The sequence below is a fragment of the Enterobacter cloacae complex sp. P47BA genome, from assembly GCF_014930485.1.
In the GTDB taxonomy this organism is placed as follows: Bacteria; Pseudomonadota; Gammaproteobacteria; order Enterobacterales; family Enterobacteriaceae; genus Enterobacter; species Enterobacter bugandensis.
Window position 1 is genome coordinate 639,930 of record NZ_JADBRF010000001.1, and the last position, 13,882, is coordinate 653,811.

Below are 13,882 nucleotides of genomic sequence, written 5' to 3' on the forward strand. Positions count from 1 at the left end.
GATGTCCTCGCTTATGTACAAATCCTGACCAGTATATCACAACATTCTGGCTAGTTTTTGACCAAAGGCAATTCATCTGAAAACTTTACACGACCGCCGTCGTCAGACGCGACGAGCAGCACAGGCGATCCTGCTCGTCGAGAATATCAATCTGCCACACCTGGTGGCGACTACCGGCGTGCAGCGCGCGGCAGATACCGCGCACGCGCCCGCTGCGCACCGAGCGAATGTGGTTGGCATTCACCTCAAGCCCGACCACCTTCTGTTCGCCTTCGGTGCAGAGATATCCCGCGACGGAGCCCAGGGTTTCCGCCAGCACGACGGAAGCCCCGCCGTGCAACAGGCCAAACGGCTGATGGGTGCGACTATCGACAGGCATCGTCGCCTCCAGATCGTCTTCCCCAATGCGGGTGAACTGGATATCCAGTAGCCCCACCATATTCCCCTCGCCCATGGCGTTTAGCGCCTGCAGCGTGACGGCACGTTTCCAGATCATCCAATTATCTCCAGTAAAGCCTGTAATGGGTGGCGTACGCCGTTACCCTCAACCCGTTTCACCTGGCTGCGGCAGGAGTAGCCCGTCGCCAGGCAGCGGTTTCTTGGCAATCGCTGCATCGCCTGATGCCACGACAGCTCATAGATGCCGAGCGAGTTGGCGTGGTTTTTCACCTCGTGGCCGTAGGTGCCCGCCATGCCGCAACAGCCCACGCTGACGCTCTCCAGCTTCGCGCCGAAACGCGCAAAAATAGACGCCCATTGCGCCGGGGCGCCGGGCAGCGCCGTCACTTCCGTACAGTGTCCGAACAGATACCACGGTTCACCGCCAGCCTCCTGAATGGCCTTCTCTTCCAGGGCTGCCGGCAGCCACTCGTGCACCAGCATGACGTGGAAATCGCCGCGCTTATCACCCAGCGTCTGCTTGTATTCATCGCGATAGCAAAGCACCAGCGCCGGATCGACGCCGACCATCGGCATCCCAAGTTCGGCGATCCGGTTGAGAAAATCAGCGGTTTTTTGCGCCGTTTTCGCAAAGCGGTTCAGGAAGCCTTTAATGTGCTGGGCCTTGCCGTTTGGCGAGAACGGCAGCACTACAGGCTGATAGCCCAGTTTTTCAACCAGGCGGATAAAATCAGTGACCACCTGCGCGTCGTAGTAGCTGGTGAACGGATCCTGGACCACCAGCACCACATTCGCTTTTTGCTCAGGAGTAAGCGCTTCGAGCTGTTCCAGGGTCATGTTCGCCGAGCGGTGACCGACGAGCTGGCGCTGCAGCGACGGCACCGACAGCAACGGCAGATCGACCATGCCGATATGTTTTTCTGAGAGCTTGCGCACCAGCGGCTGGTTGATAAAGAAGTTAAAGGTCTTCGGCGCGCGCGCCATCAGCGGCGCGTAGCTTTCCACCGTCGCCACCAGATGATCGCGCACCGGGCGCAGATAGCGGGTGTGGTAGAGCTGCAGGAAGCGCGAGCGGAATTCCGGCACGTCGATTTTAATCGGGCACTGGGTAGAGCAGGCTTTACAGGCCAGACAGCCGGACATCGCCTCTTTCACCTCATGGGAGAAATCATACTCGCCCTTATTGGCATGCCAGCTGTTGCGGGTGCGCTCAATCAGCGAGCGCAGGCTGGCCCGTTTTTCCGGCAGCTCCTGCTCCAGCTTCAGGGGATCGACGCCGCGGTCCGCCAGCAGACGCAGCCACTCGCGCACCAGCGTCGCACGCCCTTTCGGCGAGTGAATGCGGTTGCTGGTGATTTTCATTGACGGGCACATCGGACTTTTCACGTCAAAGTTAAAGCACAGGCCGTTGCCGTTACACTCCATCGCGCCGCGCCAGGACGAGCGCACCGCAATCGGGATCTGTCTGTCATACGTACCGCGCTTAACGGCATCCACCTGGAGCATCGGCGCGTCCACCCCTTCAGGCGGGCAGATTTTCCCCGGATTGAGGCGGTTATCCGGGTCGAACGCCGCTTTAACCTTGCGCAGCTCCGCGTAAAGCTGCTCCCCGAAGAACGCCGGGCTGTATTCCGCGCGGAATCCTTTCCCGTGCTCCCCCCACAGCAGACCGCCGTATTTGGCGGTCAAGGCTACGACGTCGTCGGAGATCTGCTTCATCAGGATCTCCTGCTGCGGGTCGCACATGTCCAGCGCCGGACGCACGTGAAGCACCCCGGCATCGACGTGGCCGAACATGCCGTAGCTCAGGCCGTAGCTGTCCAGCAGGGCGCGAAACTCGACGATATAATCCGCCAGATGCTCAGGCGGCACGCAGGTATCTTCGGCAAAGGGAATCGGCTTCGCCGCCCCTTTCGCATTGCCGAGCAGACCCACGGCTTTTTTACGCATCGCATAGATACGCTCAATCCCGGCCAGATCGTGACAAAGCTGCCAGCCAATCACGCCGCCTTCGCCATGAGCAATCAGCTCATCCAGGCGCTGGCAGAGCGTCGTCACCTGGCTTTCAATCAGCTCCGCGTCATCACCGGCAAATTCCACGATGTTGAGGCCAAGCATCTCTTTGTCCGGCACGTCGGTAATCAGCTCGCGCACGGAGTGCCAGACGATATCTTCCCGCGCCAGATTCAGCACATTAGAGTCGACGGTTTCCACCGACAGCGCCTGCGCTTCCACCATAAACGGCGCATTGCGCAGCGCGGAGTCGAAGGAGTCATATTTGACGTTCACCAGGCGACGCACCTTCGGCAGGCGGGTGATATCCAGCCGCGCCTCGGTAATAAACGCCAGCGTTCCTTCGGAGCCGGTCAGCACGCGGGTTAAATCAAACTGCGTCAGGTCGTCGTTAAACACGTGGCGCAGGTCGTAGCCCGTTAAGAAGCGGTTCAGTTTAGGGAATTTGTCGAGAATAAGCTGGCGGTTGTCGCGGCAGCGCTCCAGCACGGTGCGGTAGATGCGCCCGCTGGTGGTGTTATCTTTACCCAGCGTTTCCGCCAGTTCGACCGGCATCGGCTGGGTATCAAGGATATCTCCGCCTAACAATACTGCCCGCACGCCCAGCACGTGATCGGAGGTTTTGCCGTAGACCAGCGAGCCCTGACCGGAGGCATCCGTGTTGATCATCCCGCCGAGGGTCGCGCGGTTACTGGTGGAAAGCTCCGGGGCAAAAAAGTAACCGTAAGGCTTGAGGTACTGGTTAAGCTGATCTTTGATAACGCCCGCTTCGACCCGCACCCACCCCTCTTCGGGGTTGATCTCAATGATGCGGTTCATATAGCGCGACATATCAATAATGATGCCCTGGTTCAGCGCCTGACCGTTAGTTCCGGTGCCGCCGCCGCGCGGCGTGAAGACCAGCGAGGCAAACCGCTCCTGCGTTGCCAGCCGGGCGATAAGCGCCACGTCGGCCGTTGAACGCGGGAAAACCACGGCATCGGGAAGAAGCTGGTAGATACTGTTATCGGTTGCCATCGTCAGCCTGTCGGCATAGTTCGTGGCGGTATCACCTGTAAAACCCTGTTGCTCCAGTGCCTGCAAAAAATTAAGCACCAGCTGAACGACGCCAGGTGCCTGAGAAATCTGTGGGATCATTACTGTCGACCCTAATTAGAGTTGTGGGAATCGTTTGCGTGTATCTTAAAAGTTTTATCACATTTTTTTCTTATAATCTCTGCTGAATTACAGGCAGAATTCGCCTGTCAAAAACCGCTGCGATCGCTAATGATAAGAGAGACGCGGTTTTCCATTCCCGCCAGTGGTACTGGCGTTCTTTTAAGGAAAGTTTCATTTATGGTCAATCTTCGCCAGCCCAGGGATGTTGCGCAAATTCTGCTGTCGGTGCTGTTCCTGGCCCTCATGATTATTGCGTGTCTGTGGATTGTTCAACCTTTTATTCTCGGCTTCGCCTGGGCTGCGACCGTTGTCGTCGCCACGTGGCCTTTGCTGCTGCGCTTGCAGAAACTGCTGTTTGGCCGCCGCGGGCTGGCCGTGCTGGTGATGACGCTGCTGCTGTTCCTGCTGTTTATTATTCCAGTTGCGCTGCTGGTAAACAGCCTTGTCGACTCCAGCGGCCCGGTGATCCGCGCCGTGACAAGCGGCGACCTGACGCTGCCGGACCTCGGCTGGCTGAACAGCATTCCGGTCGTGGGCGCTAAGCTTTACAGCGGCTGGCATAGCCTGCTGGAGATGGGCGGCAGCGCGCTGATGGCGAAAGTGCGTCCGTATATTGGCACCACCACCACCTGGTTTGTCGGTCAGGCCGCACATATCGGCCGGTTTATGATGCACTGTACCCTGATGCTGGTCTTCAGCGCCCTGCTTTACTGGCGCGGTGAGCAGGTGGCTTTAGGCGTTCGTCACTTTGCCACCCGCCTGGCGGGAAAACGCGGTGACGCCGCGGTGCTGCTGGCCGCGCAGGCCGTGCGCGCGGTCGCCCTGGGCGTCGTGGTGACGGCGCTGGTGCAGGCGGTGCTGGGCGGTATCGGCCTGGCGATTTCCGGCGTACCGTACGCCACCGTCTTTACCGTAGTCATGCTGATGACCTGCCTTGCGCAACTGGGGCCGCTGCTGGTACTGGTTCCGAGCATTATCTGGCTTTACTGGACGGGTGATACCACGTGGGGAACGGTTCTGCTGGTCTGGAGCTGCGTGGTTGGCACCATGGATAACGTGATTCGCCCCATCCTCATCCGCATGGGCGCAGACCTGCCGCTGATCCTGATCCTCTCCGGGGTTATCGGCGGGTTAATTGCTTTCGGGATGATCGGTCTGTTCATTGGCCCGGTGCTGCTTGCCGTTACCTGGCGTCTGTTCTCCGCCTGGGTTCATGAAGTGCCGCCGCCTGGTACCGACCCGGACGTGATTCTGAGCGAGCTGGAAGAGCTGGAAGAGAAGAACACGCAGTAAGCCGTGCTGCCGGGTGGTACGTGCCACCCGGTGATACTAGCGCCTGATCAGCAGGCTGAAGCGTGATGAGTTCAGCTCTTTTTCTGCTAACACGTTTAAAAATTCAATCAGCTCAATATCATTGCGTAAATTGAATTTATGCCTAACCAGATATTTTTGAGAAAAAATCGTTTTAGTGCTAATGCCAAGATAGCTGGATATCCACTTCACCGTTTTACCCTGGTAAATATGGGCCATAATGCGCAATTGATGATTAGACATCTGACGATTTTTGCACCACAGGCAGGAAGGATAAGCTAAAGGGGTCGGCGACATTCGCCACTTTTTCCAGACGGTATCCATTTTATCTGTCCATTCCTCCATTGAGCTGTGCCGGTTAATGTAGAAGATATCAGCAAAACACGATGGCGACTGTTCGTGAGTTTCCTTTTCATCAACAAGACCGATAATAATCCCCTTCGTTCGTACCCGCAGTTCAGGAAAACAGGTGTACCGCTCACCTTTACGAAATGAGAGAACGATGACCTCGGCAAGAGCAATATTTTCCTGGCTATAATCAGGCAGGAACGTTACGGCCTTGTTCAAGCGGCGCGCAAAAAAATCAGTAAAAAAAGCCTGCATACCGAGGATAAAAAGTGAATCGGTCTCTTTTATCAAAATATTAATCATTGCCCACCGACATATAGCGTAATGAATACCGCTCTTCTGGCCACATAAACCCCTGTAAATAATGACAACCGGCGCTGGCCGCGGTCTTAAAATGCAGACTGTTTTCTACCCCTTCGACCAGAACGGATTTTACCCGCGACATGCACCATGCAATGAACGCCGGGAAGACCTCCGGTTCGTGCGCAGTGTAATGCAGTACGCTTTTATCGATTTTCACACCATCAAAGAGCGCCAGTTTATTCTGCAGGCTGGGAAGATGTTCTGGCAATAAATCATCAATCCAGACTTCCGCACCGGCAGACTGAATTTTATCCTTATTCTGATAAAGACTTTCTCGCTCTGAGGCGGAAAGGGAAACCAGTGCCTGCGGGTCCTGAATTTCGATGACAATACCCGGACGTAATAATCTGGCGATACGCTCCACCACCCGAGGCTGGCTAAGCAGCCGGGCAGAGATATTGAAATAGTAGCGCCGTCTGTTCTTCATATTGGCAACGATGAGCAGCTGCCAGCAAAGAATATTCAGGATGACGTCATCCGGCTGTGACGAAAAATAACGTTCATGCTGTAAATCCTGATGCAGTAAGCTAAGAACTTCCCACGCATGAATGGTGTCATCCGCCAGGGAGTAAATAGGCTGAAAGCGTATTCCGCGCACCGCGCTCTCGGGCGGCAAACGATAAGGCATATAGCATCCTGTAGCATTGTTGATTGGTCAGGTATTATTGCCAGGTAACATCGAGGTTCATTACCAGCACATAGACGGTGCGACCTGAATTAAGCCCACCGCCATGCTGGTTGCGAAAACCGGGTTCATAAAATGAACGTATTGGGCTACTGATAAGTGAATGTTGCCGTTACGACGGCACTAATTGTACCTGGCGTAACCCCACCATTTTTTGTATAGGCCCTTGTCCGGAGATTATAGGTATAGGCATTATTGGCGATGGTCCCGGTAAAGGATTTTCCGTCGCCAAACTGATCGCCTCCTGAACCCTGAAGCTGCACCGCTACATAGCTGGCAGAACCCGTATTTTTATACATGTCTGCAGGATTATCAGGATCTGGCGTACCATGAAATTGAATAGTGGCTTTAGTGGTTCCCGCCGGGCAATTAACCAGCCCAATTGTAAAGGGTATCCAGCTTGTTGATGCCCCCGCCGTTTGCAGCGTGGAGGCCTGAATAGGCGAGCCGCCGCCCAGATCAATCGTTTTAGTCACGCTATCACTGCTGATTTCACACGGTGAGGCAATAATATTACCGGTGATATTCAGGGTCACAGGATCGCCCGCCAGAGCTGAGCAACTCAGTAATGCGCCGGTCATGATTGCGCTGACGTTAAATGTATTTTTTATATTCATTTTTATTACTCTTTTACTGATATGTTAAATCCAGGGTGGCAGAGGCATTGGCTTTGCCCGTGGTGACCGCTGTTTTGGTCTGATAATAACGTGCAGTAATCGGAAAAGTTTCCTGACCACCTGCTGATCGTTTTAGTACAATCCGATTATTCAATACTAACGGCGCGCCGTTATATAAGAGCTGCACGCCAACGCCTTTTGCGACATCAGCATTACCCTGACCGCTGAGTGCTAATACGCTGGTAGTGCTGACATCCGGGTTTTGGGTGCCTTGTAAGGTGACGTTGATATTTGCATTTGCATCACAATTTAGGCCCAGATTCTGGGTGTTTTGTGCACCCGAAGGCGTTGTGCCTACTGCCGTTCCAAAACTTGAGGCCAATATATTCCCTATCGGAAATGTTAAATTTGGTGTTGCTATTGAACATGCAACAACTGTTATGTTACCCGATACAGTGATTGGTATTTCAGTGGCCCATTGCCCAGATAGATTGCTACTGCTATTAGCAATCAATGCTGCAACCTGACCAGAAATCGGGCCTGATATCATGTTTGCAGTTTTCCATAATCTTATTTTGGGTTGCTGAGTATAGTTCTGATAGGTATTAATATTTGACGTTCCAAACCCTGGGCCAATCCAAGCATCTACTAGTGAAGCATATGACCCTGGAACGCCTATGACTCCTTCACCGGCATATGTTGTGCCAGTGGAAAGCTCTACACCTGATTGCTTAACACCGATACTGATCCCTAACCCTGACAGGGTGGTGGAATAAATTCTTTCTCCTGAGGGGCCTGAACGAACGTAACTAGAATACGAGTTTTTTACTCCGGCACGGTCCCCACCGTAATCTGTTGTACGGCAACTATATGTTTGAGCATTAGAACCATAAATTTCGTTCGAAATGGCACTCCCCACAACTGCATCACGTTGAACAATAATATTACCGATATTTATAGAAGTGCTTCCTATTAAATTAGAACATGTATTTGCATAAGAAGATGCAATATTGCACATTAAAAAAGCGAATAAATATATAATTTTCATATCAAACACCTTCAACTACATAACTTATCATTAATTACAACGCTCGCTTGAAAGTATCACACCATTAGTGTTTTTTTCATTTATATGAAAATGACTAGTACAAGAACTCATTTTAGAATCGCCCCACCGCACATTTAAATATCCTGATTGCGAAGCTACTGATAAATAAACTTGTCCGCCGTCCCCAACAATGAAACTTTGTTCTTTATTTCCTTCAAGGGTTGCAATCGCCCCAAACGGCACCGGCTTACCATTAGCTTGAGTCAGCGTCATTAATACCCGCATCCCGACATTTGCCACATAATCCGCTTTAACCACCGCACCGCGCGTCGGAACCACCGTTTTGGTGGTTAGTTCCAGCTCTACATCGTCCGGCAGCGTTTCAGTATTCAGCGTTACGTCATTCTTGCGGAATGGCTGTACGTTACTGACGGCGGTATAGCCGCGCCAGTCGGTTTTGGCGCCTGTCTGGTTATGAATGCCCACGCCCTTCGCACCCGGTGCCTTCACCAGCACGTTGGTTTCGCCCAGCGGCTGCGACAGGGTTACGCCGTCGGCATGAGCCAGGATGCCGCCCTGCAGCCCGTAGTTCAGCCGGTCGCTGCTCTTGTCGTAGGCATAACCCGCCGTCACTTCACCGTAGGTGCCTTTATAGTCGCCGTTCATGTTGCCGGTGTAGCCCACGCCGTCTGTGCCGTAGCCCTGCTGCACGTTCCAGCTGAGCGCGTTGTTTTCCAGCGCCATGCCGTTGATGCCTACAGAATGCGTTGTTCCGCTGTTCTTGCTGCTGTTCATGCTGTAGTTGGCCCACGTCTGCGGCAGGAATTTTTCCAGCGGGATGCTGACGTTGAGCGCCAGGATCTGATCTTTGTCGTAGCTGGTTTTACTGCCGTAGCTGCCCGCGCTGCCGTTCTTGCTGTAGGTATAGGTCAGCCCGTAGCTGATGCCGCCCCAGTAGTTGTTGTACCCGGCGCTGTAAGATTCCATGCTCTGGCCGGAATTCCAGTAGTCCTCTTTTACGGCGCTCAGCGACAGCGATCCAAAATTGGCTCCCAGATTCTGGCTGACGGTCATCTCGGCGCGGTTGCGGCGGCGGTCGCTGAGGGCGCTGCTGTCGCCGTACGAATCCAGCACTTCCTGCATCCCGTAGTAGCCCGCCGTCGAGTAGCGGTAACCCGCAATCGCGAAGTTTGTCCCTGTTTCAGCAAAGTTTTTGCTGTAACGGATACGCCACGACTGGCCGCTCTCTTTCGCCTGTTTGTACGGAGTCGACCACGCCTGGGTCACGTCGGTAGAAACCGCGCCCAGGTCCCCCATATTTTTACCGACACCGGCCGCAATAGACTGGTATTTACTCGACTCCTGAAAGCCGCCATAGATCGTAAAGCCGTACGGCAGACCGTAAATGCCGGTCATTTGTCCGAACGGCGTCTTGTCCACAGACCCGTCATACGAGCGATATTGCCCGCCCGTCGCTGAAAACTTCAGGCGACCTTCACGCTGCAATACCGGCAAAGAGGCAAACGGCACGGTAAAATGCTGTTCACTGCCGTCGGCTTCTTTAACCGTGACATCAAGATCGCCCGCGCCACCGGTCGGGTACATATCGATAATTTCAAACGCCCCCGGAGCAACATAGCTCTGGTAAATCTGATAGCCATTCTGGCGTACCACCACCCGGGCGTTGGTGCGGGCAATCCCGCGCACCACCGGCGCATAGCCTTTCAGCGAATCCGGGAGCATATCGTCGTCAGAGGCCAGCTGCACGCCGCGGAACGGCATGCTGTCAAACACATCAGCAGGCGCGGAACTGTCGCCGGCGGTGAACTGGGCTTTTAGCGGTACAACGGCCCGCTGGGCGTAGGTGTAGACCGTATCCCATTTATCCTTGCCGTCATTGTCGCGACTCCAGGTGGAGTAATTGCGAAACCGCCACGGGCCGATATTGAGCCCCGGACGCAGGTTCGCGTACTGGCTGCTGCTGTCAGTCCCGCTTCCCTGACGCGCCCAGCTGTTGGCCCCGCTCAGGCTGTAGTTGAGCATCAGCGCGGCGATACCGTTATCCCACTGTTCCGGCGGCACGTACCCGCGGGCCTGCATCGCCACAGCCGCCTGCGGAATAGTCAGCACCAGGCGCTGTGCGCCGAACTCAAAGTCCGCCGAGGCCTGGGGGATCGCCGCCAGGTTGACGCACTCCCCGCCTTTATTCAGGTCAGGAAACAGTTCGGTTTTGACCCCCCAGCTTTTCAACTGCTCAACGCTCAGGCAGGGCTGGAGACGTTCATCCCCGTCTTCTCCCTGTTTCACCGCGTTGAACTGAAGGTCAAGGGTGTCCACCTGCTGCTCGTCGAGTACCACATCAACATGGTATTTACCCGGTGCCTGAGAGCCCGACTCGAAGGCCGCCAGATCCGCTTTTCCTGCGCCCGGATTATCCAGCTCCAAGAGTTCAGGGTTAAAATAGTCTCGTGCCTGAACCACACCACTGTACCCCCCAATAACCGCAGCGATGAAAAGCGCCAGTCGGGCAGGACGAAATAACGTTTTTTGAACCATTAGCCTGTTAATCCTTTATTCCTTTATTTATTAAATGCTGGCTTTATGGGCTTCGCCGGTACCGCCATAGTCGTTAATCACCTTGAATGTCACCGCACCGCCGCTGACGCCCTGAGGCAAGGCAAAGCGCGCTGAGCTTCCCGGCAGGACATAGCTGACGTCATCCAGCTTTTTGCCATTCACCGTTATTTCATTGAAATTCATCACCAGACTGGTGGGGTTATTCACCTGTATCTGATTACCGCTGCGCTGCCAGGTTAATTTATCGGCCTGCTCTTCAGGCAACTGCCCTTTTAATGCCGCCGGTCGATAAATCAGTTTAATGCGGGTTTTGACGGCGATTTGCAGGGTATTATCTTTTGCCGGTGCAGACGGAATCGCCTTAATATTCAGCCAGTAAAGACTTTCTTTATCTTGTGGCAGCGCACCTGCCACTAAAATACGCTCAACGTTCTGCTGGCCTTTATCCAGACGGTATAACGGTGGGGTAATAATAAAAGGCGCTTTCTCAGCGCCATTACCTGGCACCTCGACCCATGACTGTATTAAATACGGCGTACTGTCCGGGTTATTGACGCTCAGAGAGGCTTCCTTTTTATTGCCATCATAAATTACACGTGTGCCACCAATAACCACGCCGGCGCTGGCGGCGGAACAACCCATAGCCATAGCGGTGCAGGCAATAAATACTTTGCTAATCAAGTTCATAAATAATCTCACGATGAAGGGCCAGATAACTGGCCCTTATTTTCCGGGGGGAAATTAGTTGTAAACCACAGAGAAGTTGGCAACAGAGTTAGCCGGACCCGCAGTCACAGTGTCAGACGTGGATTTATACTGCGCGTAGAAATCCAGCGTGTTGTCATCAGTGGTCAGGGTATAACGGTAGCCGTTGTCGCCGTGCAGGCCCAGGTCAGCTTTGTCAGCGGTCATCAGGTTGATAGCCACGCCAGTTGCTGCACCAGAAACAGAGCTGTCGATCGCCAGCAGATTAGAATCCGTAGCGTCTGGCTTACCATCGAATGCAACGTGTGCAGCGGTGATGGTATCCGGGCAATCTTTCAGCACGATATTGAATTTCTTGGCCGCAGTGGTATCACCGGCAGCAGAGAATTCAGATTTATTATATTTACCCAGTTCAACGGTCTGGTTCTGCGAACCCACGTCAACGGTGCACGCTGCGTCCAGAATTTCACCGGTAAAGTTTACGGTACCTGCCGCTGCAAAAGCATTAGACATGGATAATGCGACAGTCGCAGTAAAAGCAGCAACGATAATATTCTTTTTCATGAAGTTAATTCCTTAGTAATAATATCAGGTCATGAAATACAGACAGCAACATCCAGACAGCGCGATGGCTATATATTTTTGCGCCCGTTATTTCATTTTCAGTGTGCAGTGCGTAATGATAAAACAATCTCATTAGATAAAATTGTTTACACTCCCTCACTTGCTGTAGCGAAATTTATAGAATTTGGATTTTGAGCACAATCGGTTTTTAGACCAACCGTAGACTTTAAAATTAACACATTATTAACACCGCAAATATTCACTATTTTACCTCAACATGAATATTGCTAACATGTTAAAAAATCAGTCTACAATGGCACCACGCTCATATTTCCTTCTCTGAAAAGCAGAACGATAATCCGGTACGTATCTTTACCCATACAAAGATCGTCTGGAGCAAATAATTATGAATACAAAAATCACAACCGGCTCAACGCCGGAAGTTACATCTGCGCAAGCGGTAAAGCCCGTCCTGTCTATTAATACTATTATTGAACAAACATCCCCTTTCGGTACAAGCTTCAAGGCAAATAAAGGTGAAATATTACGTTATTATTCCGGCAGTAAACGAACGTGCTATATTCTTCACGAAGGGAGCGTCACGTTAAACCGTCGGGGAGATGCCATGGTGCTTAATTCAGAGCAGGCTCCCTTTATTCTGGGCGTGAGCAATCAGTTCGCCCAGTCAGAAAATCTTTATATCCGCGTTAATGAAAATGCGGTCATAAGCCGACTACCGCTGGAACGTTTTAACCTTTTGATTGAAAGCTTTGGACTATGGGAAAGCCTGTGTAAGCTGCTGGTTTATACCGCTTCACGCGTCTATGAGCATTGCACGCTAATCTCGCAGATGTCCTCCTACGAGATCATCCGCTTTCAGCTTCAGGAGTTGATGAACGAATCAGAGCGCATCCGCACCAGCATTACGGCAGCGAATTACATCAAAAGTCGAACCTATCTGTCGCGTAGCGGTATTATGCGTATTCTCGCAGAGTTGCGTGAAGCGGGTTATATTGAGCTTAACCGGGGTATTCTGGTTACTCTTCATCACTTACCGCTAAAATATTGAATGAATTCCCGGACTTCAGACGAGCAAGATCTAAGACAGGACTATACTTGCCTCAAAACGCAGCATGCTATAGATGGGTAACGTATGGCCACAGAGACATCTCAATCGCGGATCCTTCGCACTTCAGATTTTGCTCATTTGCTGGTGGATTACCTCAAACAGGATGCAGAAGTAAAACACATCCTTCCCCGCCGTCGTTTGGGCATGCAAATCAGGGGCGAGCGTTTTTGCTACCTTATTCTTACGGGACGCGTAACCGTCCACCGTCAGAGTGACGATCTTGTGATGAGCACCATCACGGGTCCCTCTTTGGTCGGCATCGGCAACCTCTGGCAAATGCAGATGGACGGTTATATTAAAACGCTGGTTCCCTGCGATATTGCGATTCTTAACATGGACGCGGTACAGGCGACCGTTAACACCCATCATCTCTGGGAACCGCTGGCGAAACATATGATGGTGGTCGCAGGTAAACTTTTTCACTCCAGTGAACAGCTGTCGGCCCCCTCCGCTTACGATATCGTGCGGGCTCAGCTCAACGAACTCCTCAGCGAATCCCCTGCCGTGCGAGAAAACATCACTGCCGAGCGCTATATCCGCGATAAAACCCACCTCTCGCGTAGCGGGATCATGCGCATTCTTGCCTCGTTAAAAGAAGGCGGGTATATCGAGATGAACAGGGGCGTGTTGATGAATATTGTGAAACTTCCGGAGAAGTTTTAGGGTGCCTCAGAAAGGAGGGTACCCCTTCCCGGCCTCCCCCCTCAAATACTTAAGCCCTGCTAAAGTATTTATTCATTATGCACTGGTCTGACCCGCCGTTTCTGCATTTAGCCGCAAGAAATCTTTACGTCTCTTTAACTATTGAGACGAATCCGATCGACGCTAAAAATTACAATGCCTACTATTAGCTCACGGTTATAAATCAACACCTTGATTTATAAGCATGGAAATCCCCTGAGTGAAACAACGAATTGCTGTGTGTAGTCTTTGCCCATCTCCCACGATGGGCTTTTTTTTATCCT

General features: G+C 52.6%; 12 protein-coding genes and 1 other RNA gene. 4 read left to right on the top strand and 9 right to left on the bottom strand.

What is annotated here, in order from left to right:
- Positions 1-85: 85 nt before the first annotated feature.
- Together menI and IM299_RS03035 are read right to left on the bottom strand one after the other, a co-directional pair.
- On the bottom strand, positions 86-496 hold the full coding sequence (gene menI / locus IM299_RS03030; protein ID WP_028012841.1) for a 1,4-dihydroxy-2-naphthoyl-CoA hydrolase: 411 nt from the start codon (positions 494-496) through the stop codon (positions 86-88).
- Positions 493-3,549: an FAD-binding and (Fe-S)-binding domain-containing protein gene (locus IM299_RS03035; protein ID WP_193357027.1), complete on the bottom strand. Its 3,057-nt coding sequence runs from the start codon at positions 3,547-3,549 to the stop codon at positions 493-495. Before IM299_RS03035 ends, menI begins: the two co-directional genes overlap by 4 nt.
- Positions 3,550-3,747: 198 nt before the next feature.
- On the opposite strand from IM299_RS03035, the gene ydiK reads away from it, so the two are divergent.
- Positions 3,748-4,863 (top strand): AI-2E family transporter YdiK, encoded by a 1,116-nt coding sequence (ydiK, locus tag IM299_RS03040; protein ID WP_048956243.1) that lies wholly within the window; start codon positions 3,748-3,750, stop codon positions 4,861-4,863.
- Positions 4,864-4,899: 36 nt separating this feature from the next.
- Here the strand turns inward: ydiK and IM299_RS03045 are convergent, their stop codons facing one another.
- The 7 genes from IM299_RS03045 to IM299_RS03075 all read right to left on the bottom strand — a co-directional run bounded on the left by IM299_RS03045 (position 4,900) and on the right by IM299_RS03075 (position 11,788).
- The gene (locus IM299_RS03045; protein WP_048956241.1) at positions 4,900-5,532 is read right to left on the bottom strand and encodes a LuxR C-terminal-related transcriptional regulator; all 633 of its coding nucleotides are present in this window, start codon (positions 5,530-5,532) and stop codon (positions 4,900-4,902) included.
- Positions 5,525-6,220 carry an EAL domain-containing protein gene (locus tag IM299_RS03050; protein WP_048956240.1) on the bottom strand — a complete coding sequence of 232 codons (696 nt, stop codon included), beginning with the start codon at positions 6,218-6,220 and terminating at the stop codon, positions 5,525-5,527. The genes IM299_RS03045 and IM299_RS03050 overlap by 8 nt, the downstream gene beginning before the upstream one ends.
- 146 nt (positions 6,221-6,366) lie before the next feature.
- Positions 6,367-6,894, bottom strand: coding sequence for a fimbrial protein (locus tag IM299_RS03055; RefSeq protein WP_193357028.1), 528 nt, complete (start codon positions 6,892-6,894; stop codon positions 6,367-6,369).
- A 13-nt stretch (positions 6,895-6,907) separates the two neighbouring features.
- Complete coding sequence (locus IM299_RS03060; RefSeq protein ID WP_074135934.1) at positions 6,908-7,942, bottom strand: fimbrial protein; 1,035 nt, start codon at positions 7,940-7,942, stop codon at positions 6,908-6,910.
- Positions 7,943-7,972: 30 nt separating this feature from the next.
- Positions 7,973-10,498: a fimbria/pilus outer membrane usher protein gene (locus IM299_RS03065; protein ID WP_193357029.1), complete on the bottom strand. Its 2,526-nt coding sequence runs from the start codon at positions 10,496-10,498 to the stop codon at positions 7,973-7,975.
- Positions 10,499-10,528: 30 nt separating this feature from the next.
- On the bottom strand, positions 10,529-11,206 hold the full coding sequence (locus IM299_RS03070; protein ID WP_048956236.1) for a molecular chaperone: 678 nt from the start codon (positions 11,204-11,206) through the stop codon (positions 10,529-10,531).
- A 54-nt stretch (positions 11,207-11,260) separates the two neighbouring features.
- On the bottom strand, positions 11,261-11,788 hold the full coding sequence (locus IM299_RS03075; protein ID WP_048956235.1) for a fimbrial protein: 528 nt from the start codon (positions 11,786-11,788) through the stop codon (positions 11,261-11,263).
- 406 nt (positions 11,789-12,194) lie between these two features.
- Between IM299_RS03075 and IM299_RS03080 the strand changes: the two genes are divergently transcribed.
- From IM299_RS03080 to rprA, 3 genes are all read left to right on the top strand, one after another.
- Positions 12,195-12,857, top strand: coding sequence for a helix-turn-helix domain-containing protein (locus IM299_RS03080; protein WP_048956234.1), 663 nt, complete (start codon positions 12,195-12,197; stop codon positions 12,855-12,857).
- A 285-nt stretch (positions 12,858-13,142) separates the two neighbouring features.
- The gene (locus IM299_RS03085; RefSeq protein WP_193357030.1) at positions 13,143-13,580 is read left to right on the top strand and encodes a helix-turn-helix domain-containing protein; all 438 of its coding nucleotides are present in this window, start codon (positions 13,143-13,145) and stop codon (positions 13,578-13,580) included.
- Positions 13,581-13,771: 191 nt separating this feature from the next.
- Positions 13,772-13,879, top strand: an RNA gene (rprA, locus tag IM299_RS03090) — antisense sRNA RprA.
- The last annotated feature ends 3 nt before the right edge of the window (positions 13,880-13,882 follow it).